At 65.7% G+C, this 22,053-nt stretch carries 17 protein-coding genes; 13 read left to right on the top strand and 4 right to left on the bottom strand.

The features are described 5' to 3' along the window. Positions 1 to 52 precede the first annotated feature (52 nt). The gene (locus tag ACH13J_RS01640; protein WP_397541566.1) at positions 53 to 1,036 is read left to right on the top strand and encodes an NAD-dependent epimerase/dehydratase family protein; all 984 of its coding nucleotides are present in this window, start codon (positions 53 to 55) and stop codon (positions 1,034 to 1,036) included. Here the strand turns inward: ACH13J_RS01640 and ACH13J_RS01645 are convergent. Beyond that, positions 1,033 to 1,836 (bottom strand): undecaprenyl-diphosphate phosphatase, encoded by an 804-nt coding sequence (locus ACH13J_RS01645; protein ID WP_397541567.1) that lies wholly within the window; start codon positions 1,834 to 1,836, stop codon positions 1,033 to 1,035. The genes ACH13J_RS01640 and ACH13J_RS01645 overlap by 4 nt on opposite strands. 229 nt (positions 1,837 to 2,065) lie before the next feature. Between ACH13J_RS01645 and ACH13J_RS01650 the strand changes: the two genes are divergently transcribed. From ACH13J_RS01650 to ACH13J_RS01695, 10 genes are all read left to right on the top strand, one after another. Then, positions 2,066 to 3,505, top strand: a complete 1,440-nt coding sequence (locus ACH13J_RS01650) for an NAD(P)-dependent oxidoreductase (protein ID WP_397541568.1) — start codon at positions 2,066 to 2,068, stop codon at positions 3,503 to 3,505. 106 nt (positions 3,506 to 3,611) lie between these two features. Further along, positions 3,612 to 8,144: a glutamate synthase large subunit gene (gene gltB / locus ACH13J_RS01655; protein WP_397541569.1), complete on the top strand. Its 4,533-nt coding sequence runs from the start codon at positions 3,612 to 3,614 to the stop codon at positions 8,142 to 8,144. 83 nt (positions 8,145 to 8,227) lie between these two features. Then, a complete protein-coding gene (locus ACH13J_RS01660; protein WP_397541570.1) occupies positions 8,228 to 8,728 on the top strand; it encodes a DUF1269 domain-containing protein in 501 nt (166 codons plus the stop codon). Between the two features lie 72 nt (positions 8,729 to 8,800). After that, entirely contained in the window at positions 8,801 to 9,172 is a 372-nt protein-coding gene (locus ACH13J_RS01665; protein ID WP_397541571.1) for a DUF4189 domain-containing protein, read from the top strand. 79 nt (positions 9,173 to 9,251) lie between these two features. Beyond that, on the top strand, positions 9,252 to 9,971 hold the full coding sequence (gene mtgA / locus ACH13J_RS01670) for a monofunctional biosynthetic peptidoglycan transglycosylase (protein ID WP_397541572.1): 720 nt from the start codon (positions 9,252 to 9,254) through the stop codon (positions 9,969 to 9,971). 58 nt (positions 9,972 to 10,029) lie between these two features. After that, complete coding sequence (gene fzlA / locus ACH13J_RS01675) at positions 10,030 to 10,695, top strand: FtsZ-binding protein FzlA (RefSeq protein ID WP_397541573.1); 666 nt, start codon at positions 10,030 to 10,032, stop codon at positions 10,693 to 10,695. Between the two features lie 78 nt (positions 10,696 to 10,773). Then, the gene (gene queG, locus ACH13J_RS01680; protein WP_397541574.1) at positions 10,774 to 11,829 is read left to right on the top strand and encodes a tRNA epoxyqueuosine(34) reductase QueG; all 1,056 of its coding nucleotides are present in this window, start codon (positions 10,774 to 10,776) and stop codon (positions 11,827 to 11,829) included. Between the two features lie 76 nt (positions 11,830 to 11,905). Beyond that, positions 11,906 to 13,105: a glycine C-acetyltransferase gene (locus ACH13J_RS01685; protein ID WP_397541575.1), complete on the top strand. Its 1,200-nt coding sequence runs from the start codon at positions 11,906 to 11,908 to the stop codon at positions 13,103 to 13,105. An 11-nt stretch (positions 13,106 to 13,116) separates the two neighbouring features. After that, on the top strand, positions 13,117 to 14,142 hold the full coding sequence (tdh, locus tag ACH13J_RS01690) for an L-threonine 3-dehydrogenase (protein WP_397541653.1): 1,026 nt from the start codon (positions 13,117 to 13,119) through the stop codon (positions 14,140 to 14,142). Between the two features lie 62 nt (positions 14,143 to 14,204). Then, on the top strand, positions 14,205 to 15,128 hold the full coding sequence (locus ACH13J_RS01695) for an EamA family transporter (RefSeq protein ID WP_397541576.1): 924 nt from the start codon (positions 14,205 to 14,207) through the stop codon (positions 15,126 to 15,128). Here ACH13J_RS01695 and ACH13J_RS01700 read toward each other — a convergent pair. Beyond that, the gene (locus tag ACH13J_RS01700; RefSeq protein ID WP_397541577.1) at positions 15,125 to 16,465 is read right to left on the bottom strand and encodes an FAD-dependent oxidoreductase; all 1,341 of its coding nucleotides are present in this window, start codon (positions 16,463 to 16,465) and stop codon (positions 15,125 to 15,127) included. The two genes, ACH13J_RS01695 and ACH13J_RS01700, sit on opposite strands and share 4 nt — an antisense overlap. A 192-nt stretch (positions 16,466 to 16,657) precedes the next feature. Here ACH13J_RS01700 and ACH13J_RS01705 point away from each other — a divergent pair, with 192 nt between their 5' ends. Beyond that, positions 16,658 to 17,332 carry an FCD domain-containing protein gene (locus ACH13J_RS01705; protein ID WP_397541578.1) on the top strand — a complete coding sequence of 225 codons (675 nt, stop codon included), beginning with the start codon at positions 16,658 to 16,660 and terminating at the stop codon, positions 17,330 to 17,332. A 111-nt stretch (positions 17,333 to 17,443) separates the two neighbouring features. Further along, positions 17,444 to 18,841 carry an aminotransferase gene (locus ACH13J_RS01710; protein WP_397541579.1) on the top strand — a complete coding sequence of 466 codons (1,398 nt, stop codon included), beginning with the start codon at positions 17,444 to 17,446 and terminating at the stop codon, positions 18,839 to 18,841. A gap of 65 nt (positions 18,842 to 18,906) precedes the next feature. Here ACH13J_RS01710 and infB read toward each other — a convergent pair whose 3' ends face one another. Then, positions 18,907 to 21,408, bottom strand: a complete 2,502-nt coding sequence (gene infB / locus ACH13J_RS01715; RefSeq protein WP_397541580.1) for a translation initiation factor IF-2 — start codon at positions 21,406 to 21,408, stop codon at positions 18,907 to 18,909. After that, a complete protein-coding gene (locus ACH13J_RS01720; protein ID WP_397541581.1) occupies positions 21,405 to 22,037 on the bottom strand; it encodes an RNA-binding protein in 633 nt (210 codons plus the stop codon). The genes infB and ACH13J_RS01720 overlap by 4 nt, the downstream gene beginning before the upstream one ends. Positions 22,038 to 22,053 lie beyond the last annotated feature (16 nt).

Raw genomic sequence — 22,053 nt, forward strand, 5'->3', positions numbered from 1 at the left:
CCCCGCAGGTTTAGGAAGACAGCACACCACGCAGCCTTCGGAGGCATGACAGATGTCGAAGCTCGTCACGATCTACGGGGGGTCCGGCTTCGTCGGACGCTACATCGCGCGGCGCATGGCCAAGGCGGGCTGGCGCGTGCGCGTTGCCGTGCGCCGCCCCAACGAGGCGATGCACGTCAAGCCATATGGCGTCGTCGGGCAGGTCGAGCCCGTTTTCTGCAACATCCGGGACGATGACAGCGTGCGCGCTGTCGCACACGGTGCGGATGCTGTCGTGAACTGCGTCGGCACCTTCGATCGTTCGGGCCGGAACAATTTCGATGCCGTCCAGGACAAGGGCGCCGAGCGTATCGCGCGCATCGCCGCGCAAGAGGGCGTGGCGCGGCTGGTGCACATCTCCGCCATCGGCGCAGATCCCGAGGGGCCGTCGCTCTATGCCCAAAGCAAGGGGCGCGGCGAAGAGGCGATACTGGCGCACTTCCCGTCCGCCGTTATCCTCCGTCCCTCGGTGATTTTCGGGCCGGAGGATGCCTTCTTCAACCGTTTCGCGGCCATGTCCCGGCTGGGCCCGATCCTGCCGGTGGTGGGCGCGGAAACCAGGTTCCAGACCGTCTATGTCGACAACGTGGCCGAAGCCGCCCAGATGGGCGTCGAAGGAACGGCGGAGCCGGGCGTCTACGAACTTGGCGGGCCGGATGTGAACACCTTCCGCGAACTCATGCAGCAGATGCTTGGCGTGATCCGGCGCCGGCGGCTGATCGTGAACATTCCTTTCGGCATTGCATCGGTCCTCGCCGCGGTCATGGAGCTTGTCCAGACCGTGACCTTCGGCCTTGTGCCGGCACAGATAACGCGCGACCAGGTCACGAGCCTGAAGTCGGACAATGTCGTGTCCGAGGGTGCCAAGGGGCTTGAGGATCTCGGGACCGAGCCGGTTTCGCTCGAGGCGGTTCTGCCCGACTACCTTTGGCCGTACAGGCCGGGCGGCCAGTACAACGCGATCCAGGAATCGGCGTCGAACCTTCGCGACACCTAGAGATAGGCGACGCCGAGAAGAACGCCGCCCAAAACCACGCGATAGACCACATAGGGCGTGAAGCTGACGCTGCGCAGCAGTCGCATCATGATGGCCAACGCCCCGAGCGCCGCGAAAAAGGCGAAAACGGCGGCGATTGCGCCGTCACGCAGCACGGCCAGATCAGCCTGCATGACCGCCTCCCCGGCGAGGAAGAGGGCGCTGGCCAGGATCGTCGGCACGGACATGAGCATCGAGATCCTTGCCGCATCGTGCCGGGTATATCCCATGAACCGCGCGCCGGTGATCGTGATGCCCGCGCGGGATGTGCCGGGAATCAGCGCGATCGCCTGCCAGACCCCGATCACCATGGCGTCGGACAGCCCCCAGTCGGCCTGTGTCCGGCGGCTGGCGCCAAACTGGTCGGCCCAGTACAGAACGATGCCGAATACCAGCATCGCCCACCCGATCACGGCCACCGAGCGAAGCTCGGCATCGAGCCCGGTGAGGTGAAGAATCAGCCCCAGACCGATCACGGGGATGCTGGAGACAAGCAGCAACAGAGCCAGCCGGGCCCCTTGCGTGTCGGCGCGCCCCGCCAGCAGCCTCGGGAGGCCGAGGAGCGCCCCGCGCATGTCGTCCCAGAAAAACAGGAGCACGGCGAAAAGCGTGCCCAGATGCACCGCCACATCGATAACCAATCCCTGGTCATCAAGCCCGGCAAGCGCCGGCAGCAAGATCAGGTGGCCCGATGACGAAATCGGCAGGAACTCGGTCACGCCCTGAATGATGGCAACGAGAATCAGGTGAAGAAGTGGCATGGAAAACGATCCGGTCAGCAGCGAATGGCCTGCTTAAAGCTATAAACCAGATGGGTTGCGGGAAAAGCCGCCATTTATGTCCGTTTCGGCCATAATTTAATGATGCGGTTGCCGAAAACATGCGGCCTAAAGAGAAAATTATTCATGATATGTCAGTATTGCTGCCTTTATTTATCATCTCGCTTCGATTAAACACGTCCAGCACTGACAGCAAGTCGGAGAATATGCCGTGTCGAAGCACCCGATGATGAAATTCGTGACCGTTGAACGGACGATGCCCGACAAGCGGGCGGCCGAGGACCGGAACAGGGATTTCCACGAGATCTACGCGGAGTACGCCGACGAGAAGGCCAAGGAACAGGCCGCCCGTTGCAGCCAGTGCGGCGTGCCGTATTGCCAAAGCCACTGCCCGCTGCACAACAACATTCCCGACTGGCTGCGCCTGACCGCGGAGGGCCGGCTCAGGGAGGCCTACGAGCTCAGCCAGCTCACCAATACCTTCCCCGAGATATGCGGGCGCATCTGCCCGCAGGATCGCCTGTGCGAGGGTAACTGCGTGATCGAACAGGCCGGGCACGGCACGGTTACCATCGGCGCGGTGGAGAAATACCTAACCGACACGGCATGGGAGCGGGGCTGGGTCGAGCCGATAGCGCCCGCCCGGGAACGCCCCGAGTCCGTCGGGATCATCGGTGCCGGACCCGGCGGTCTTGCCGCGGCTGATGCGCTGCGCCGCGCCGGAGTGCAGGTCACGGTCTATGACCGCTACGACCGCGCAGGCGGGCTGATGACCTACGGCATACCCGGTTTCAAGCTGGAAAAGGACGTTATCATGAAACGGTTCGACCAGCTTGAACAGGGCGGGGTCACGTTCGTCCTGAACTGCAATGTGGGCGAGGACATCGGCTTCGAGGACATCCGCGGCAAGCACGACGCCGTGCTGATCGCCACCGGCGTTTACAAGAGCCGCGATCTGCACGGACCGGGTGCCGGCGCCGCCGGTATCGTGCGGGCCATCGATTATCTCACCGCGTCGAACCGTGTCGGCTTTGGCGACGCGGTGCCCGAATTCGAAAGCGGGGAACTCGACGCCAATGGCAAGCGGGTCGTCGTGATCGGCGGCGGCGACACGGCGATGGATTGCGTCCGCACCGCCGTTCGGCAGGGCGCGGCATCTGTCAAATGCCTGTACCGCCGGGACCGCGACAACATGCCCGGCAGCCAGCGCGAGGTGGCCAATGCCGAGGAGGAAGGCGTTGTCTTCGAGTGGCTGAGCGCGCCCAAGGGGTTCGTGGGCGACCCGGTGACAGCGGTAAAGGTACAGCAGATGCGGCTAGGAGCGCCCGACGCGACGGGCCGCCAGAGCCCCGAGGAAATCGAGGGGGCCGAACACGACGAACCGGCAGACCTCGTCATCAAGGCGCTCGGCTTCGAGCCCGAGGACCTGCCGACGCTTTGGAATCAGCCGGAGCTGGAGGTTACCCGCTGGGGCACGATCAAGGCGGAGTTCACCACCGGCCGCACGGCGCTGGACGGGGTGTTCGCCGTTGGCGATATCGTCCGCGGGGCCAGCCTCGTGGTGTGGGCAATACGTGACGGCCGCGATGCGGCCGAGGCGATCCTCGACCACCTTTCCACCGCCCCCGCGCATGCCGTCGCGGCAGAATAGCGCCATCACGTCGGTCCGACGCCGGTATCCTTTCGGCGCCGCCGGGTTTTTTGAAATTCGATAGGGCAGCAACCCTGACCCACCGATTGAAGGAAGGGTAAACGCGATGACGAAACTGGATCAAGACTGGGCCGCTGCCGAGGAAGCCAGGCGCACGTGGCTGGCCGAGAACGGCATGTACCGTGCCGAGGACGAGCATTCGTCCTGCGGGGTGGGCCTGGTCGTTTCCATCGACGGCCAGCCGTCGCGCAAGGTGGTCGAGGCCGGGATCGACGCGCTCAAGGCGATCTGGCACCGCGGCGCCGTGGACGCCGATGGCAAGACCGGCGACGGCGCGGGCATCCATATCCAGATCCCCGCCCCCTTCTTCTACGACCAGGTGCGGCGCACGGGCCACGAACCGCGCGAGGACCAGCTGATGGCGGTAGGCCAGGTGTTCCTGCCGCGCACCGATTTCGGCGCGCAGGAAACCTGCCGCACGATCATCGAGACCGAGGTCATCCGCATGGGCCACTACATCTACGGGTGGCGTCACGTGCCCGTGGATATCAGCGTCCTGGGCGAGAAGGCCAACGCCACGCGACCCGAGATCGAGCAGATCCTCATTTCCAACGCCAAGGACATCGGCGAGGAGGAGTTCGAACGCGAACTCTACGTCATTCGTCGCCGGATCGAAAAGGCGGTCGTCGCCGCTGGCGTGAGCGGGCTTTACATCGCGTCGCTGAGCTGCCGCAGCATCATCTACAAGGGCATGATGCTGGCCGAGCAGGTGGCGGAATTCTATCCCGACCTCAAGGACGAGCGGTTCAAGAGCGCGTTCGCCATCTATCACCAGCGCTATTCCACCAACACCTTTCCCCAGTGGTGGCTGGCCCAGCCCTTCCGCATGCTGGCGCACAACGGCGAGATCAATACGCTCAAGGGCAATGTCAACTGGATGAAGAGCCATGAAATCCGCATGGCCAGCAGCGCCTTCGGCGACATGGCCGAGGATATCAAGCCCATCATCGCGGGAGGATCGAGCGACAGTGCCGCGCTCGATTCGGTGTTCGAGGTACTGGTACGGGCCGGTCGCAGCGCCCCCATGGCCAAGACCATGCTCGTACCCGAGAGCTGGTCCAAGCAGGCCGAGGAACTGCCCGAGGCGTGGCGCGACATGTATTCCTACTGCAACTCGGTGATGGAGCCGTGGGACGGTCCCGCAGCGCTGGCCATGACCGACGGCCGCTGGGTCTGCGCGGGCATGGACCGCAACGGCCTGCGCCCGATGCGCTATGTCGTCACCGGCGACGGGCTGGTGGTCTGCGGGTCCGAGACAGGCATGGTGCCTGTCGATGAATCGAGCGTGCGCGAAAAGGGCGCGCTGGGGCCCGGGCAGATGCTCGCCGTGGACATGAAAAAGGGCGCGTTGTTCCACGATACCGAGATCAAGGACAAGCTGGCGCGCGCCCTGCCCTTCGGCGAGTGGGTTGGCAAGATCAACGACGTGGACCGCAAGCTGGCCGGGGTAACCGAGCGAGCGCTGCATTCGGGCACGGAATTGCGGCGCCGCCAGATCGCGGCCGGATACTCGATCGAGGAGCTGGAAAGCATCCTCGCGCCCATGGCCGAGGACGGAAAGGAGGCCATCGCATCGATGGGGGATGACACCCCCAGCGCTGTGCTGTCCAAGAAGTATCGCCCGCTGAGCCACTTTTTCAGGCAGAACTTCAGCCAGGTGACAAATCCGCCGATCGATTCGCTGCGCGAATTCCGGGTGATGAGCCTCAAGACCCGGTTCGGAAACCTCAAGAACGTGCTGGATGAATCGGGTGCACAGACGGAAATCGTGGTGCTGGAGAGCCCGTTCGTCGGTAACGCGCAGTGGGAGGCGCTGCTTGGAGAATTCGAGGGCGAGACCGCCGCCATCGACTGCACCTTCTCCCCCGGCGAGGGCGCGTTGCGCACCGGGCTGGAGCGGATCCGGGCCGAGGCGGAGGATGCCGTGCGCTCGGGCTCGGCGCATATCGTGCTCAGCGATACCGCGGTCGGCGAGGGCCGCGTCGGCATGCCGATGATCCTTGCCACCAGCGCGGTGCATTCGCACCTGACACGCAAGGGGCTGCGGACCTTCTGCAGCCTTAACGTCCGCTCTGCCGAGTGCATTGATCCGCATTACTTTGCCGTTCTGATCGGGGCGGGGGCCACGGTGGTGAACCCCTATCTCGCCGAGGACAGTCTTGCCGACAGGATCGAACGCGGCCTGCTGGACGGAAGCCTGACCGAGAACGTCGCACGCTATCGCGAGGCAATCGACCAGGGGCTGCTCAAGATCATGTCCAAGATGGGCATCAGCGTCGTGTCGTCCTATCGCGGCGGGCTGAACTTCGAGGCGGTCGGGCTGAGCCGCGCGATGTGCGCGGAGTATTTCCCGGGCCTGACGAGCCGCATTTCCGGAATCGGGGTGAGCGGCATCCAGGCCAAGCTGGAAGAGGTTCACGCACAGGCATTCCTCGGCGGGCGCGACATCCTGCCCATCGGGGGATTCTACAAGGCGCGCAAATCGGGCGAGACCCATGCCTGGGGCGCCCAGACCATGCACATGATGCAGATGGCCTGCAACAATGCCAGCTACGAGCTGTGGAAGCGGTACTCCAACGCGATGCAGGGCAACCCGCCCATCCATCTGCGTGACCTGATGGCGATCAAGCCCAAGGGCGACCCCGTGCCGCTGGAAGAGGTGGAGAGCGTCACCGCGATCCGCAAGCGGTTCGTGACGCCGGGGATGAGCCTTGGCGCGCTGTCACCCGAGGCGCACAAGACGCTGAACGTGGCGATGAACCGGATCGGCGCCCGCTCGGACAGCGGCGAGGGCGGCGAGGACCCGGCGCATTTCCACCCCGAACCCAACGGTGACAACCCCTCTGCCAAGATCAAGCAGGTGGCGTCGGGCAGGTTCGGCGTGACGGCCGAGTACCTCAACCAGTGCGAGGAGCTGGAGATCAAGGTCGCGCAGGGCGCCAAGCCCGGCGAGGGCGGCCAGCTGCCCGGCATGAAGGTGACCGAGCTGATCGCGCGGCTTCGCCATTCCACGCCGGGCGTGACCCTGATCAGCCCGCCGCCGCATCACGACATCTACTCGATCGAGGATCTGGCGCAGCTGATCTATGACCTCAAGCAGATCAACCCGACCGTGAAGGTCTGCGTCAAGCTCGTGTCGCAGTCGGGCGTGGGCACGATCGCCGCGGGCGTGGCCAAGGCCAAGGCCGACGTGATTCTGATCTCGGGCCACAATGGCGGTACCGGGGCCAGCCCGGCGACCAGCATCAAGTATGCCGGCCTGCCGTGGGAGATGGGGCTGACCGAGGCCCACCAGGTACTGTCGATGAACAACCTGCGTTCGCGGATAACCCTGCGCACCGATGGCGGGCTGCGCACCGGGCGCGACATCGTGATGGCCGCGATGATGGGCGCCGAGGAATACGGCATCGGCACCGCCGCGCTGATCTCGATGGGCTGCATCATGGTGCGCCAGTGCCAGTCGAACACCTGCCCCGTGGGCGTGTGCACACAGGACGAACGGCTGCGCGAGAAGTTCACCGGCAATGCCGACAAGGTGGTGAACCTGATCACCTTCTACGCGCAGGAAGTGCGCGAGATCCTGGCCAGCATAGGCGCACGCAGTCTTGACGAGGTGGTGGGCCGGGCGGACCTGCTGACACAGGTCAGCCGGGGGTCGGCGCATCTGGACGATCTCGACCTCAATCCGATGCTGATCACGGTCGACGGGGCCAAGGACATCACCTATGACCGCAACAAGCCCCGCAACGAGGTGCCCGACACGCTGGATGCCGAGATCGTGCGGGATGCCCAGCGCTTCCTGCAGGACGGGGAAAAGATGCAGCTGCATTACGCTGTCCAGAACACGGACCGGACCGTTGGCACACGGGTCTCCAGCCATATCGTGCGCAATTTCGGCATGAACAACGCGCTTCAGCCCAACCACCTGACGGTGAAACTATCGGGCAGCGCGGGGCAAAGCCTTGGTGCCTTCGCCGCGCCGGGGCTGAAGATCGAGGTGTCGGGCGATGCCAACGATTACGTGGGCAAGGGCCTGTCGGGGGGCACGATCGTCGTGCGCCCGCCACAGATGAGTCCGCTGGACGCCGCCGCCAACACGATCATCGGCAACACGGTGCTCTACGGCGCGACGGGTGGCTACCTGTTCGCCCGCGGGCGCGCCGGCGAAAGGTTCGCCGTGCGCAATTCCGGCGCGCATGTGGTGGTCGAGGGCTGCGGCTCCAACGGGTGCGAATACATGACGGGCGGTGTCGCGGTGATACTTGGCACGGTCGGCGCGAATTTCGCCGCCGGGATGACCGGCGGAATGGCCTATCTGTACGACCCCGAGGGCCGGGCGCGAACGCTCATAAACCAGGCCTCGGTCGTCGTTTGCCCGGTTCGGGAGGCGCACTGGCTGGATGAACTGCATGACCTCATCCAGCGGCACGCCGCCGAGACGGGATCGCGCCGGGCACAGGACATCCTGCAGTACTGGGACATCGAGAAGGACAATTTCCTTCAGATCTGCCCCAAGGAAATGCTCGACAAGATCGCACACCCGCTGGGGATCGAGCAGGACGCGATCCCCGCGGAATAGCCGGGTCCGCGCACCCGCCGCGGGGTTTTCGCCGTGGCGGGGATACCTATTTCAGGGTGCAGTGACCGTGATGGAGATGCCCCATGTCCGAGCTGCTCATCATAACCTTCGATGACGAATCCTCGGCGTTCGAGCTGGAACAGCACCTTGGCCCCCTTCGCGCCGGCAACTGGCTGGAAACGCAGGACACCACGATCCTCACGCGGGACGCGGCGGGAGAGGTGCACATGCAACGGCCCGTCAACGTGCCTCTGGCACAGGCCGCCGGGGGCAGCCTTTGGGGGCTGGTGATCGGCGCGGCCTTTGCCGTACCGGTGGCCGGCGCGGTGACCGGCGCAGCCGCCGGGGCCGTTCTCGGGCGCGAACGCGATCCCGGTGTAAACACCGCCTTTCTCGAAGAGATCGCAGACAGCCTGCGCCCCGGCGGGTCGGCGCTCTGCCTGCTGGTGCGCAACTTGGATGTCTCCGCACTGGAAGAGGCGCTGGCGCGTTTCGGAAAACGGGGCCACCTGATCCAGTCGCCCTTGACCGAAGACGAAGAGGCGGCGCTGCGCGCCCGGTTGTCGGGCGCGGCGCAGGCCTGACTGGGCGCGATGCGCATTTGGCAGATCCCGGCTTACGGCGCATACTGACGCGACGTAACCGGGGGAATCACCATGAAAACGAGAACGGTTTTCGCCGCGGCCGCGGCGATGGCGACGGTGCTGGCAGCACCCGCCGGGGCGGGGCAATGCGGCTACCAGTACTGTTGGGGGGCGGTGGGTTTCGGCCCCTACGGCGCGGCCGGCTGGGCGCACAGCTACGCCTCACAGGCAGGCGCGTATAACCGCGTCTTTCAGGAATGCGGCGGGAACTGTACCCAGATCAAGACCTTCTACAACAGCTGCGGCGCGATCGCTGCAGGCGCCAACAATGGCTGGGGCTGGGGAACCGCCCAGAGCAGGGCGCAGGCCCAGAACATCGCCATGGGCTACTGCAACCAGTACGATGTCGGCTGTTCGGTCCGGGCCTGGGCCTGTTCATTCTGACAAGCCCCGGTCCGCCGCGTGATGGCCGCGGGGTGGCAACGTATTGAATGCCGACACCCGGCGCGGTAGCGATCACTGGATGGCAAAACGCAAGGCGAGACGTGGCAAGAAGGACCGGCGGCGGCTGCGCCCGGTACGCTGGGGCCTGCGCTGGCTCTCGCGGCTGGCGGGCATCGTCGTGATCGTGGCCGTGGCGGTTATCGTCGCGCACCGGGCCGTGAACCCGCCCAAGACCATCTACATGCGACAGGAGGAGGCGCGGCTGGGACGGATCGACCACGTATGGGTTCCCATCGAGAACGTGGCGCCGGTCATGGCCCGTTCCGTCGTGGCGGCGGAGGATGCCAATTTCTGCACCCACTGGGGTTTCGACATGACCGCCATCCGACGGGCCATCGCCGATGGGGGGCGGCGGGGGGCGTCGACCATATCGCAGCAGGTGGTCAAGAACGTCTATCTCTGGCACGGGCGCAGCTGGCCGCGCAAGGCGCTCGAGGCCGTCATTACGCCGATGGTCGAGGCCGCCTGGCCCAAGCGCCGCATCGTCGAGGTCTATCTCAACATCGCCGAGTTCGACACCGGCATTTTCGGTATCGAGGCCGCCGCCCGGCATTATTTCGACGTCGGGCCAGAGGCGCTCAGCCCCGTGCAGGCGGCGCGACTTGCCGCGATATTGCCCGCCCCCAAGGACCGCTCGGCAAGCGATCCCGGCGGTTTCGTCCGCGAACGGGCCGCACAGATCATGGACGGGGCGGCCACGATCCGCCGCGACGGGCGGGCCGCGTGTTTCGAGGATTGAAAAGCCGCCCCGTTCCGGGCAAGGAGAGGAACAGCCCGGTTCACAGCAGATATCGGCCATGGCCAAGCTCTATCACGTTCCCCTTTCCCCGTTCTGCCGCAAGGTGCGGCTGTGCCTCGCCGAGAAGAAGATCGAGTGCGAGCTCGTGGAGGAACGCTACTGGGAGAAATCGCCGGACTTCCTGCGCCGCAATGCCGCCGGCAAGGTGCCGGTGCTGCGGCTGGATGACCGGATGATGGCGGAAAGCACGCCGATCTGCGAATACATCGAGGAAAGGTATCCAGAGCCGCCGCTTATGCCCAAGGCGGCGGAGGCGCGCTACGAGGTACGCCGCCTGGTGGCATGGTTCGACGACAAGTTTCACAACGAGGTGACGTCCAACCTGCTGTATGAGCGGGTGAACAAGAAGGTGACGAAACAGGGCTTTCCCGACAGCGCCAACGTCAAGGCCGGTGCACGGGCCATAAAGTATCACCTTGATTACATGGCCTCGCTACTCGACAGCCGCCGGTGGCTGGCCGGGGACGTGATGACGCTGGCCGATTTCGCCGCCGCTGCCCATCTCAGCGCGCTGGACTATATCAGCGACGTGGACTGGAACCGGTCGGACGTGGTGAAGGATTGGTACGCCAAGATCAAGTCGCGCCCGGCCTTTCGCGGACTCCTCGCCGACCAGGTCCCCGGCTTTCCCCCGCCGGTGCATTATGCCGACCTTGATTTCTGAAGGTCCGCGCCCCGAGGGGCTCTGCCCCTCTTGGCCTGACGGCCAATTCACCCCGGGATATTTCCGGCCAGAAGACACATGGACGATCTGAAACGGAAACTTGTTGCAAGGGCCCACGAAGAGGGTTTCGACGCCTGCCGCGTGTGCCGGCCCTGGGACGTGCCCGAGGTGCCCGGACGGCTGGCAGAATTCCTCGCGAAGGGGCGGCACGGGCAGATGGGCTGGCTGGCAGAACGCAGCCACTGGCGCGGGGCGCCGCAGGCGCTGTGGCCCGAGGCGCGCTCGGTCATCATGCTTGCCGAAAGCTACACCCCGCGGGAGGACCCCCTCGCGACGCTGGACAGGCCGGAGGTGGGTACCGTGTCCGTCTATGCCCGCAACAAGGACTACCACGACATCGTGAAAAAGCGGCTCAAGCGGCTGGCGCGGTGGCTCATCGCCGAGGCCGGCGGCGAGGTGAAGGTCTTCGTCGACACCGCACCCGTGCCGGAGAAGCCGCTGGGACAGGCGGCCGGGCTTGGCTGGCAGGGCAAGCACACCAACCTGCTGAGCCGCGAACTGGGCAACTGGTTCTTTCTCGGGTCGGTGTTCACGACCCTCAAGCTGGAGACCGATCCGGCCGAAACCGATCATTGCGGATCGTGCCGGGCCTGTCTCGACATCTGCCCGACGGATGCCTTTCCCGCCCCTTACCAGCTGGATGCGCGGCGCTGCATCTCCTACCTGACCATCGAGCACAAGGGGCCAGTTGACGAGACGCTGCGGCCGCTCATGGGCAACCGGATCTATGGCTGCGACGACTGCCTCGCGATCTGCCCCTGGAACAAGTTCGCCGCTCACGCACACGAGGCGCGCTATCATGCGCGGGACGACCTGACGGCGCCCCGGCTGGCGGAGCTGGCGAGGCTGGACGATCCGGCCTTCCGCGAGCGGTTCTCCGGCAGCCCGATCAAGCGGATCGGGCGCGACAGGTTCGTGCGCAACGTGCTCTACGCCATCGGCAATTCCGGTGACGCGGCGCTGCGGGAGGTGGCGCAGGGCCTGACGGATGATGCAAATCCGACGGTGGCCGATGCCGCCCGCTGGGCCGTAGGGCAGCTTGCCCATGCCGCAAACGGGCTGGCACGGCGCTGAATTCCGCGCCAGACAGAAGCTGCGCATCCCGGGCCACCGCCCGGACGAACACATGCAGCACAAGGGGAACCGAACCATGACACACGCTGCAAAGCGATTCGACGCCGAACTGTCCGGCCGGCTGGCGGAATTGAAGACGGAAGGACTTTACAGGTCGGAACGGGTCATCACCAGCAAGCAGTCGGGAGAGGTGGCCCTGGCCGGAGGCCGGCAGGCGATCAATCTTTGCGCCAACAACTACCTCGGCTTGGCCGACAACCCCGCCATCATCGCCGCGGCGCATGACGCGCTTGACCGCTACGGCTTTGGTATGGCGAGCGTACGCTTCATCTGCGGCACGCAGGAGGAGCACAAGCAGCTCGAAGCCCGGATTGCCGGGTTCCTCGGCACCGAGGACGCGATTCTTTACGCTGCCGCCTTCGACGCGAACGCGGGCCTGTTCGAGACACTTCTCGGCCCAGAGGACGCGGTGATCTCGGACGCGCTGAACCATGCCAGCATCATCGACGGCATTCGGCTGTGCAAGGCGCAGCGCCACCGCTACGCCAATTCGGACATGGCCGATCTGGAACGCTGCCTGCAGGAGGCACAGGGCGCACGGCACCGCCTGATCGCCACCGACGGGGTGTTCTCGATGGACGGGTATTACGCCCGGCTGAGCGAGATCTGCGACCTGGCCGATGAATACGACGCCATGGTGATGGTGGATGACTGCCATGCCACGGGATTCGTCGGCGCGCACGGACGCGGCAGCCACGAGCACTGCGGGGTGATGGGCCGGGTCGACATCCTGACCGGGACACTCGGCAAGGCGCTTGGTGGCGCATCGGGCGGGTACACGGCCGCGAGCGCACGGGTGGTGGACTGGCTGCGCCAACGGTCGCGGCCCTATCTCTTCTCGAACACGCTCGCCCCGGTCATCGCGGGGGCCTCGCTGAGGGTGTTCGACCTCCTCGAAGAACAGGGTGACACGCTGCGCGCCCGGCTGTGGGACAACGCCGCCCATTTCCGTGACCGCATGCAACAGCTGGGTTTCGAGCTGCTGCCGGGCGAACACGCGATCATTCCCGTCATGCTGCGGGATCCCCGGCTGGCGCAGGAGATGGCGGCAAGGCTGAGCGATCACGGGGTGTATGTTACCGCCTTCAGCTTTCCGGTCGTGCCCAGGGGGCAGGACCGGATCCGTACGCAGATGAGCGCCGCGCTGACCCGCGAGATGCTGGACCGCGCGATCGACGCTTTTGCCGAGGTCGGGCGCGAACTGGAGGTGATCTGATGAACAACACGATGAAGGCGCTGGTGAAGGCCAAGCCCGAGCCGGGGCTGTGGATGGAGCACGTGCCGGTGCCCGAGCCGGGGCCGGCGGACGTGCTGATCAGGGTAAAGAAATCGGCCATCTGCGGCACGGACGTGCATATCTGGAAATGGGACGCGTTCAGCGCAAAGACCGTGCCTGTCCCCATGGTGGTGGGCCACGAATTCGTGGGCGAGGTGGTCGACATGGGCGCCGCGGCCAACAAGTACCGTATCGGCCAGCGCGTGTCGGGCGAGGGGCACATCGTCTGCGGGGCCTGCCGCAACTGCCGGGCGGGGCGGGGCCATCTGTGCCGCAATACAAAGGGGGTGGGCGTTCAGCGCCCGGGCAGCTTTGCCGAGTACCTTTGCATTCCCGAAAGCAACGTGGTGCCCATCCCCGACGACATCCCCGACGAGGTGGCCGCCATATTCGACCCCTTCGGCAACGCGGTGCACACGGCGCTGAGCTTTGACCTCGTGGGCGAGGACGTGCTCGTGACGGGCGCGGGCCCGATCGGGATCATGGGCGCGCTGGTTGCCTCGCGGGTGGGCGCGCGCAAGACCGTGATCACCGACATCAATCCCTACCGGCTGGATCTCGCGCGGCGGATGGGCGTGCAGCACGTCGTCGACGTGTCCAATCAGCAGCTGCGCGACGTGATGGACGCCATCGGCATGACCGAGGGCTTCGACGTGGGGCTGGAGATGTCGGGCGCATCGGCCGCCATGCAGCAGATGATCTCGCGCATGAACAACGGCGGCAAGGTGGCGCTGCTGGGCATCGCGCCGACGGAATTCCCTGTGGACTGGAACACGGTGATCTTCAGGATGCTGCACATCAAGGGCATATACGGCCGCGAGATGTACGAGACGTGGTACAAGATGATCGCGTTGGTGCAGTCGGGGCTGGACATCTCCGGCGTGATTACGCACCGAATCCCCATCGACGAGTACGAAGCGGGGTTTGCCGCGATGATGTCGGGCAACTCGGGCAAGGTGGTGATGGACTGGGACTGACAGGACGGCGCGATTGACCTTCGCGCCGGCGCGGGCCAATCAGGGGCCACAGGAGACGCCCCATGAACCCGCTCAAAGGGATCGCCCTCAAGCTATTTGCCGTAATGCTGTTCATTGCCATGTCGTCGCTCATCAAGGCGACGTCGGATCACGTCCCGCCCGGTCAGGCCGTTTTCTTCCGCTCGGTCTTTGCCGTGCCGGTGATCCTCGTCTGGCTCGCTCTGCGGGGCGATCTGGGCACGGGGCTGCGCGTGATCTCGCCCATTGGGCATTTCTGGCGCGGGGTCGTGGGCACGACGGCGATGGGATTGATGTTCGCCGGCCTTGGCCTGCTGCCCCTGCCAGAGGTCACGGCGCTGAGCTACGCGGCGCCGCTGTTGGTCGTGGTGTTCGCGGCCATGTTCCTGGACGAAAAGGTGGGGCTCGTGCGGATGGCCGCGGTCGGGCTCGGTCTGATCGGGGTTCTGGTCGTGCTGGCGCCGCGGCTGACCACCCTCACCGGCGAGGGCGTCGCGGCGGCCGAGGCTCTGGGCGCGATCGTCGTGCTGATGGGCGCGACCTGTGCGGCGCTGGCGCAGATATACATCCGCAAGCTGGTGCAGACCGAACAGACCAGCGCCATCGTGTTCTATTTTTCCATGACCGCATCGTTTCTGTCGCTGCTCACCCTGCCCTTCGGCTGGGTGATCCCGGGCGGAACGGAAACCGGCCTGCTGATCCTTGCCGGGCTGCTCGGCGGCACGGCGCAGATTTTCCTCACCGCGTCCTACCGTTTCGCCGATGCCAGCGTCATCGCGCCGTTCGATTACGCCTCGATGCTTTTTGCCATCGTGATCGGCTACGTGATCTTCGACGAGGTGCCGACCGCGCAGATGCTTGCCGGCGCTGCGCTCATCATCGCCGCCGGGATCGCCATCATCTTGCGAGAGCGGCAGCTCGGCTTGCGGCGCGGTGGCGCACGATCCGTCCGGACGCCGCAGGGTTAACGATCCTTCAGCATGTAATGCAGGTAGGCGGGACGCATCAGCACGCGCCGGAAACGCCCGAGCGGAAAGCGCCGCGGCGTGTGGCGCATGGGGGCGGGATAGGGGCGTTCGGGCGTTTGCCCCTGAACCAGATCGGCCAGCAACGCTCCGGTGTAGCTGCCCATCGACACGCCGTTGCCATGATAGGCGAACCCGGCAAAGGCGCCGGGCATGTCCGGGATCGGGCCGGCATAGGGCAAAAGGTCGCGCGTGAGGCAAACGAAACCCGACCAGTAATGCGGCGTTTCGACATGCCGCCACGCGGGAAACATGGTGTCGAAGTCGCTGCGAATCGCCTTGCGTATCGCCGCTTCGCTCCTCGGTGTGTGCCTCAGGCCACCGCGCATGCCGAACAGCATTCGGCCATCCGGCATCAGCCGGAAGTAATGCAACAGGTTGCGCGTGTCATAGCACATTTGCGTGCTCGTCCAGCCCTGTGCCGACAGTTCCTCCCGCGACATGGGGCGCGTGACGATCACGCTGGATTGCGTGGGAAGATAACGGCCAGCCATCCAGCGCGGCACGTTGTCGGAGCTGTAGCCATTGGTGGCCACGACGATTCTTTCGGCGGTGACGCTGCCATGCGCGGTATGAAGGCGGTAGCCACCGCCGGGCAGGGTATCGATCCCGGTCACGGCGCTGTCGCCATGGATCGCGGCCCCGGCGCTCCTGGCGGCGTTTGCCAGCCCGGCAGCGTATTTGCGCGGATTGAGCGCAAAGCCTATTGGGGTGGTCACCGCGCCGTGAAAGGGCCCCTTCATCCCGGCCTGCGCCAGTTCCTCGGGCGGGGTCACGGTTGGCTCCACCCCGTAGACATCGCGGATATGGTCAACGCTGTCGCGCAGAGCAGCGAAATCGCGCGGCCGGTGGGCAAGCTGCGTTTCACCGTCCGAATGACGATCGACGTCGAGGTCGAGCCGCTCGAGCAACTCCGCGACATGGTCGACCGCCGCGCGTTCGGCCCGGCAATAGCCGCGTGCCTCCTCCTTGCCGAACATGCGGACCATGTCGGCAAACCCCGCCTTGGCGCCGCCAAGACAGCAGAATCCACCGTTCCTGCCCGACGCCCCCCAGAACGGCTGCTGCGCCTCAAGGACGGTGACACCCAGCCCGGCCTCGGCGAGGTTGAGCGCGGCCGACAACCCCGTGAACCCCGCCCCGATGACGGCGACGTCGGTCTGCGTATCCCCCGCCAGCGCGGGCCAATGGCCGATCGCCGCGGTGTCGGCCCACCAGCAATCTGCAATCGGCGCGGCACCGTAGGCCTGCGGTTCCCAGATTCTGTCGAGACTGTTCATGGCCGGCCCCCCGTCTGTTGCGCGGCTGCACGGATGCACCGTTCCGGTTGCGGCGTCTGGGTCATCATTGCACCTCTCGTCACTGCCATAAGGATTTGATCAAAAGCGGTGGTGCGTGGCAATATGGTATTCAACACTCCCGCATCCGGCGTGGCAGGGCGGGCGCGAACCGCGCACAGGCGAAGGAAAACGATGACGAACGCAGAAGATGACACGACCGATGGAAACACCGAGGTCACGCGCCTGCCAGCTCACGAACGGATCTACCGGCAATTGCGTGCACTGATCCTTTTTGGTGATCTTGCTCCCGGCCAGGCGGTCACGATCCAGGGCCTGACCGAGCGCCTGAGCGCGGGCATGACACCCGTCCGAGAGGCGATCCGCCGGCTCATCTCGGACGGGGCGCTGGAATTCCAGGGAAACCGCCGGGTTTCGGTGCCGCTGCTGACGGCTGAAAATATAAGCGAAATAATCTTGGCAAGACAGTGGCTTGACCCGCATCTCACGCTTCGGGCGACAGAGCGGGCCTCGTTGGAAGACCTCGATCGCCTGACCGCGCTGGATCAGGAGCTCGACGCGGCGATCGCCACGGGCGACCTCCGGGCCTATCTGGAAGGCAACTATCTTTTCCACAAGTCGATCTACGACATTGCCGATGCACCGATACTGGCCGATCTGGCCGATGGTCTTTGGCTGCGCTTCGGTCCCTCCCTGCGGGTCGTCTGCGGGCGCATGGGCACGCAGAACCTGCCGGACAAGCACAAGGCCATGCTGGACGCGATGCATGCCCGGGATGCGGAAGCCGCCGCGCGAGCGATCCGCGAGGACGTGATCCAGGGGATGGAGCAGGTGCGCCAGTCGCTGTAGGCCGAGAGCCGCGGGCGCTGATTCGATTGACGCCGAATAATTTGATCATATTATGGATCGGGAACGGCCCCGCGCCGGAAAGACCCGGTTCACGATTGGAAAGGTTTCGAAATGACCCTGATCACCAACCACATGCCCACCGCCGAGCTGCAAGCGCTGGATGCGGCCCATCACCTGCACCCCTTTACCCACGGCGACGAGTTGAACCAGAAGGGCGCACGCGTCATCACCCGCGCCAAGGGCGTCACGCTGACCGACAGCGACGGCAACGAGATGCTCGATGCCATGGCGGGGCTGTGGTGCGTGAACCTCGGGTACGGACGGGATGAGCTGGCCGAGGCCGCGGCGCGGCAGATGAAAGAGCTGCCGTATTACAACACGTTCTTCCAGACCACGCATGTCCCGGCCATCGCGCTGGCCGACCGTCTGGCCGAGTTGACGCCGTATGATCTGAACCACGTGTTCTATGCCAGTTCCGGATCGGAGGCGAACGATACCAATATCCGGCTGGTGCGGACCTACTGGGCCCAGAAGGGACAGCCGGAGAAGAACATCATCATTTCACGCCGCAACGCCTATCACGGCTCCAGCATGGGCAGCGCCTCTCTGGGCGGAATGGCGGCGATGCACGCGCAGGGCGGGTTGCCCATCCCGGGAATCCACCACATCAACCAGCCGGACTGGTGGGCCGAGGGCGGCGACATGACGCCCGAGGAGTTCGGGATCGCCCGCGCGCGCGAACTGGAGCAGGCGATCGAGGAGCTGGGGGCAGACCGTGTCGGCGCCTTCATCGGCGAGCCGGTACAAGGCGCCGGGGGCGTCATCGTTCCGCCCGACAGCTACTGGCCGGAGATCCAGCGCATCTGCGATGAACACGGCATCCTGCTGATCGCAGATGAGGTGATCTGCGGTTTTGGCCGCACGGGCAACTGGTTCGGCTCGGAAACCTATGGCATCCGGCCCCACATCATGACCGTCGCCAAGGGGCTGAGCTCTGGCTACCAGCCCATCGGGGGCTCGATCGTGTGCGACGAGGTCGCACAGGTGCTCAACGACTGCGAGTTCGCGCACGGCTATACTTATTCGGGCCACCCGGTGGCCTGTGCCGTGGCGCTTGAGAACCTGCGCCTGCTGAGCGAGGAGGGTATCGTTGCACGCGCGGCCGCGGAGACGGCCCCCTACCTGAAAGAGAAATGGGAATCGCTGGCCGATCATCCGATAGTGGGCGAGGCGAAGATTTCGGGGCTGATGGGGTCCATCGCGCTGACACCCCACAAGGAAAGCCGGGCCGCCTTTGCCGCCGACAAGGGCACTGCCGGCCTCATCTGCCGGGAACACTGTTTCGCCAACGGTCTGGTGATGCGGCATGTGGGCGACCGCATGGTGATCTCGCCGCCGCTGATCATCACCCCCGGCGAAATCGATACGCTGGTGGAGCGCGCACGCGCCGCGCTGGACCTCACGCAACGGCAGCTTGCCGAGGACGGGCTCTTGAAGGCCGCCAGCTGAAAACGCCACGATCAAGATAAAAAGGGGGGCGCGCGGCGCCCCCCTTTTTCGTTCGGCCTCGCGGCTTAGTCGAGCTTGCGCTCGACCTCCTCGCGCTCGAAGATCTCGATGACATCGCCCTCGCGGATGTCCTCGTACTTCTCGAACGCCATGCCGCATTCCTGACCCGACTGGACCTCGGCCACCTCGTCCTTGAAGCGCTTGAGCGTCTTGAGCGTGCCCTCGTGGATCACAACGTCATCGCGCAGCAGGCGAACCCCGGCTGACCGGCGGGCAATGCCCTCGGTAACGAGACAGCCGGCCACCTTGCCGACGCCGGAGACCTTGAAGACCTGCTTGATCTCGGCATAGCCGATGAACTTCTCGCGCACCTCGGCACCGAGCAGCCCGCTCGCCGCAGCCTTCACGTCATCCACGAGGTCGTAGATGACAGAGTAATAGCGAATTTCCACGCCTTTCTGGTTGGCGCTGTTGCGTGCCGGGGCGTTGGCACGCACGTTGAAGCCGATCACCGGCGCACCGCTGGCCTCGGCAAGGCCGATATCGGATTCGGTGATGGCCCCGACACCGGAATGCAGCACGCGAACGCGCACCTCCTCGTTGCCGATCTTTTCCATCGCCTGAACGATCGCCTCGGCGCTGCCCTGAACGTCGGCCTTGACCACGACCGGCAACTCCTTGACGTTCTCGTTTTCCTTGGCCTGGGCCAGAAGCTGTTCGAGCGACGTGCCCGCACCGGCGGCGGCGCGCTTTTCCTTGGCGGCGTTCTGGCGGTATTCCGCAATCTCGCGGGCCTGCGCCTCGGTCTCGACGACGTTGAGCACGTCGCCCGCCTCGGGCGTGCCGTTCAGGCCCAGCACCTCGACCGGGACCGACGGGCCCGCCTCCTTTACCCGCTCGCCGCGGTCGTTGATGAGCGCCCGGACCTTGCCATACTGCTCGCCAACCACGAACACGTCGCCCTGCCGCAGCGTTCCCCGCTGCACCAGAACCGTGGCCACCGGGCCGCGGCCCACGTCGAGCTGCGCCTCGATCACCGCGCCCTCGGCGGCGCGCTCGGGGTTTGCCTTGAGTTCCAGGATTTCGGCCTGAAGCGCGATCGCCTCCAGCAGTTCGTCCAGACCCTGACCGGAAATCGCGGACACCTCGACATCCTGCACGTCGCCGGACATCGCCTCGACCACGACCTCGTGCTGGAGCAGGTCGGTACGCACCTTGTCGGGGTTGGCCTCGGGCTTGTCGATCTTGTTGATCGCCACGATCATCGGCACACCGGCCGCCTTGGAGTGGTTGATGGCCTCCACGGTCTGCGGCATCACCGCGTCGTCCGCCGCCACGACCAGCACCACGATATCGGTCACCTGCGCGCCACGGGCCCGCATGGACGTGAACGCGGCGTGGCCCGGCGTGTCGAGGAAGGTCAGCACCGTGCCACTGTCCGTCGTCACCTGGTAGGCGCCGATGTGCTGGGTGATGCCGCCCGCCTCGCCCGAGACGACCTTGGCATCGCGGATGGCGTCAAGGACGGATGTCTTGCCGTGGTCGACGTGCCCCATCACCGTGATGACCGGCGGGCGCGGCTTCATGTCCTCGGGCTTGTCCTCGACCGTGTCGATCACGTCCTCGACGTCGGCGTCGGAGACTCGAACGACCTTGTGGCCGAATTCCTCGATGATGAGTTCGGCCGTGTCCGCGTCAATGGACTGGTTCTGCGTCACCATCATGCCGTTCTGCATGAGCGCCTTGACGACATCGCCCACGCGCTCGGCCATGCGGCCCGCAAGCTCGGAAACGACGATGGTTTCGGGCAGCTGCACCTCGCGCACGATCTTTTCGCGGTCGGGCGCGTTGCCCATGGCCTTTTGCCGGGCGCGCTCCTGCTTGCGCTTCATGGAGGCCAGCGATTTCTGGCGGCCGCCCTCGCCCCCGGACAGCGCCTGGTTGAGGGTCAGCTTGCCCGCGCGGCGCCCGCCGTCGTCGCGGCCCTTGCCGCGGCCCTTGCCCTTCTGGTCGCGGTCGGACTTGTCGTCGCGCCGCGGGGCCGGCTTGGGCGCACTGCGGGCGGGCTGCTGTTCCTCGGCCGAAGGCTGCGCGGACTGCTCGGCCTTGCGCTTCGCGGCCTCTTCCTCTTCGCGGCGCTGGCGTTCCTCTTCCTCGGCTTTCTTGCGGGCGCGTTCCTCGGCCTCGCGTTGTTCACGCTCCTTGGCCTCGGCTTCCTCGCGGCGCCGCTGGCGCTCTTGCTCGCGGGCCTTTTCCTCGGCCTCGCGGCGGGCCTGTTCCTCGGCCTCGCGCTCCTTGGCGGCCTGCAACGCCTTCATCCGGCGCTCCATCTCCGCATCGGAAATGCCTGCGGGACGCTTGGACGCTTCCTTCGACGTGGAAGGCGCCTGGGAAGATCCGGAGGCGGAGCGGCCGGCCGCCCCGCCCTGCTGGGGCTTGACGACGCGCTTGCGCTTGGTTTCCACCACGACGTTCTTGGTGCGGCCGTGGCTGAAGCTCTGCTTCACATTCCCCGACCGGGAACCGCCGCGCACACCCAGAGTTTTCTTGCCGTCGTTGTCGCTCATCTGGTCTTCTTTCCTTTCCGGCGTCCCAATTCGCCGTCCGAGACGCGCAGGCCCTTGAGCCTTGCCGCCTCCTCTACAACACGTTGCGCCAAACCGCCATCCCCCAGTGCAGCATGGACCGCGGTTTGTCGCCCGAAGGCCCGGCCGAGCTCCTCCGCCGTCAGCCAACCGATGTAATCGCCGCCATGCGGCGTGCTCAGCTTTGACTTCCCGCGGCCGGAGCCATCGCTGGCCTGGATCAGCACGCGGGCGTCTTCGCGCGTCAGCCGGTCCTTCACCTTTTCATATCCCGTCACGGCCTCGCCGCTCTTGCGGGCAAGGCTCACGAGGTTCACCACCCGCTCGGCCAGCTGCGCCTCGATGCTATCGACCAGCCCTTGGGGGATGGTGACAGGCTGCTTCAACCCGCGCGCGAAAAGCGATTTGGCGACCGCGCGCTCCAGCGCCTCGCGGGTGGCCGCGACCCAGACGCCCCGCCCCGGCAACTTGCCCAGAACGTCCGGCACGACCTGGCCGTCAGGGCCCGCAACGAAACGGATCAGGCGGGACTGCGGCAAGACCTCGCCAGTGGCGATGCACTTGCGCTCGGGACCCTCCGGCCGCTGCTTGGGTTGCCCTCCGCGACCCATACTGCGCCTCACGAGA

This window comes from Roseovarius salis, assembly GCF_044472985.1.
Classification (GTDB): Bacteria; Pseudomonadota; Alphaproteobacteria; order Rhodobacterales; family Rhodobacteraceae; genus Roseovarius; species Roseovarius salis.

Excerpts from the sequence above, each read along its gene's own strand:
- ACH13J_RS01640 (WP_397541566.1), top strand. The coding sequence starts at position 53 with ATGTCGAAGCTCGTCACGATCTACGGGGGGTCCGGCTTCGTCGGACGC.
- ACH13J_RS01645 (WP_397541567.1), bottom strand. The coding sequence starts at position 1,836 with ATGCCACTTCTTCACCTGATTCTCGTTGCCATCATTCAGGGCGTGACC.
- gltB (WP_397541569.1), top strand. The coding sequence starts at position 3,612 with ATGACGAAACTGGATCAAGACTGGGCCGCTGCCGAGGAAGCCAGGCGC.
- ACH13J_RS01660 (WP_397541570.1), top strand. The coding sequence starts at position 8,228 with ATGTCCGAGCTGCTCATCATAACCTTCGATGACGAATCCTCGGCGTTC.
- ACH13J_RS01665 (WP_397541571.1), top strand. The coding sequence starts at position 8,801 with ATGAAAACGAGAACGGTTTTCGCCGCGGCCGCGGCGATGGCGACGGTG.
- mtgA (WP_397541572.1), top strand. The coding sequence starts at position 9,252 with ATGGCAAAACGCAAGGCGAGACGTGGCAAGAAGGACCGGCGGCGGCTG.
- fzlA (WP_397541573.1), top strand. The coding sequence starts at position 10,030 with ATGGCCAAGCTCTATCACGTTCCCCTTTCCCCGTTCTGCCGCAAGGTG.
- queG (WP_397541574.1), top strand. The coding sequence starts at position 10,774 with ATGGACGATCTGAAACGGAAACTTGTTGCAAGGGCCCACGAAGAGGGT.
- ACH13J_RS01685 (WP_397541575.1), top strand. The coding sequence starts at position 11,906 with ATGACACACGCTGCAAAGCGATTCGACGCCGAACTGTCCGGCCGGCTG.
- tdh (WP_397541653.1), top strand. The coding sequence starts at position 13,117 with ATGAAGGCGCTGGTGAAGGCCAAGCCCGAGCCGGGGCTGTGGATGGAG.
- ACH13J_RS01695 (WP_397541576.1), top strand. The coding sequence starts at position 14,205 with ATGAACCCGCTCAAAGGGATCGCCCTCAAGCTATTTGCCGTAATGCTG.
- ACH13J_RS01700 (WP_397541577.1), bottom strand. The coding sequence starts at position 16,465 with ATGAACAGTCTCGACAGAATCTGGGAACCGCAGGCCTACGGTGCCGCG.
- ACH13J_RS01705 (WP_397541578.1), top strand. The coding sequence starts at position 16,658 with ATGACGAACGCAGAAGATGACACGACCGATGGAAACACCGAGGTCACG.
- ACH13J_RS01710 (WP_397541579.1), top strand. The coding sequence starts at position 17,444 with ATGACCCTGATCACCAACCACATGCCCACCGCCGAGCTGCAAGCGCTG.
- infB (WP_397541580.1), bottom strand. The coding sequence starts at position 21,408 with ATGAGCGACAACGACGGCAAGAAAACTCTGGGTGTGCGCGGCGGTTCC.
- ACH13J_RS01720 (WP_397541581.1), bottom strand. The coding sequence starts at position 22,037 with ATGGGTCGCGGAGGGCAACCCAAGCAGCGGCCGGAGGGTCCCGAGCGC.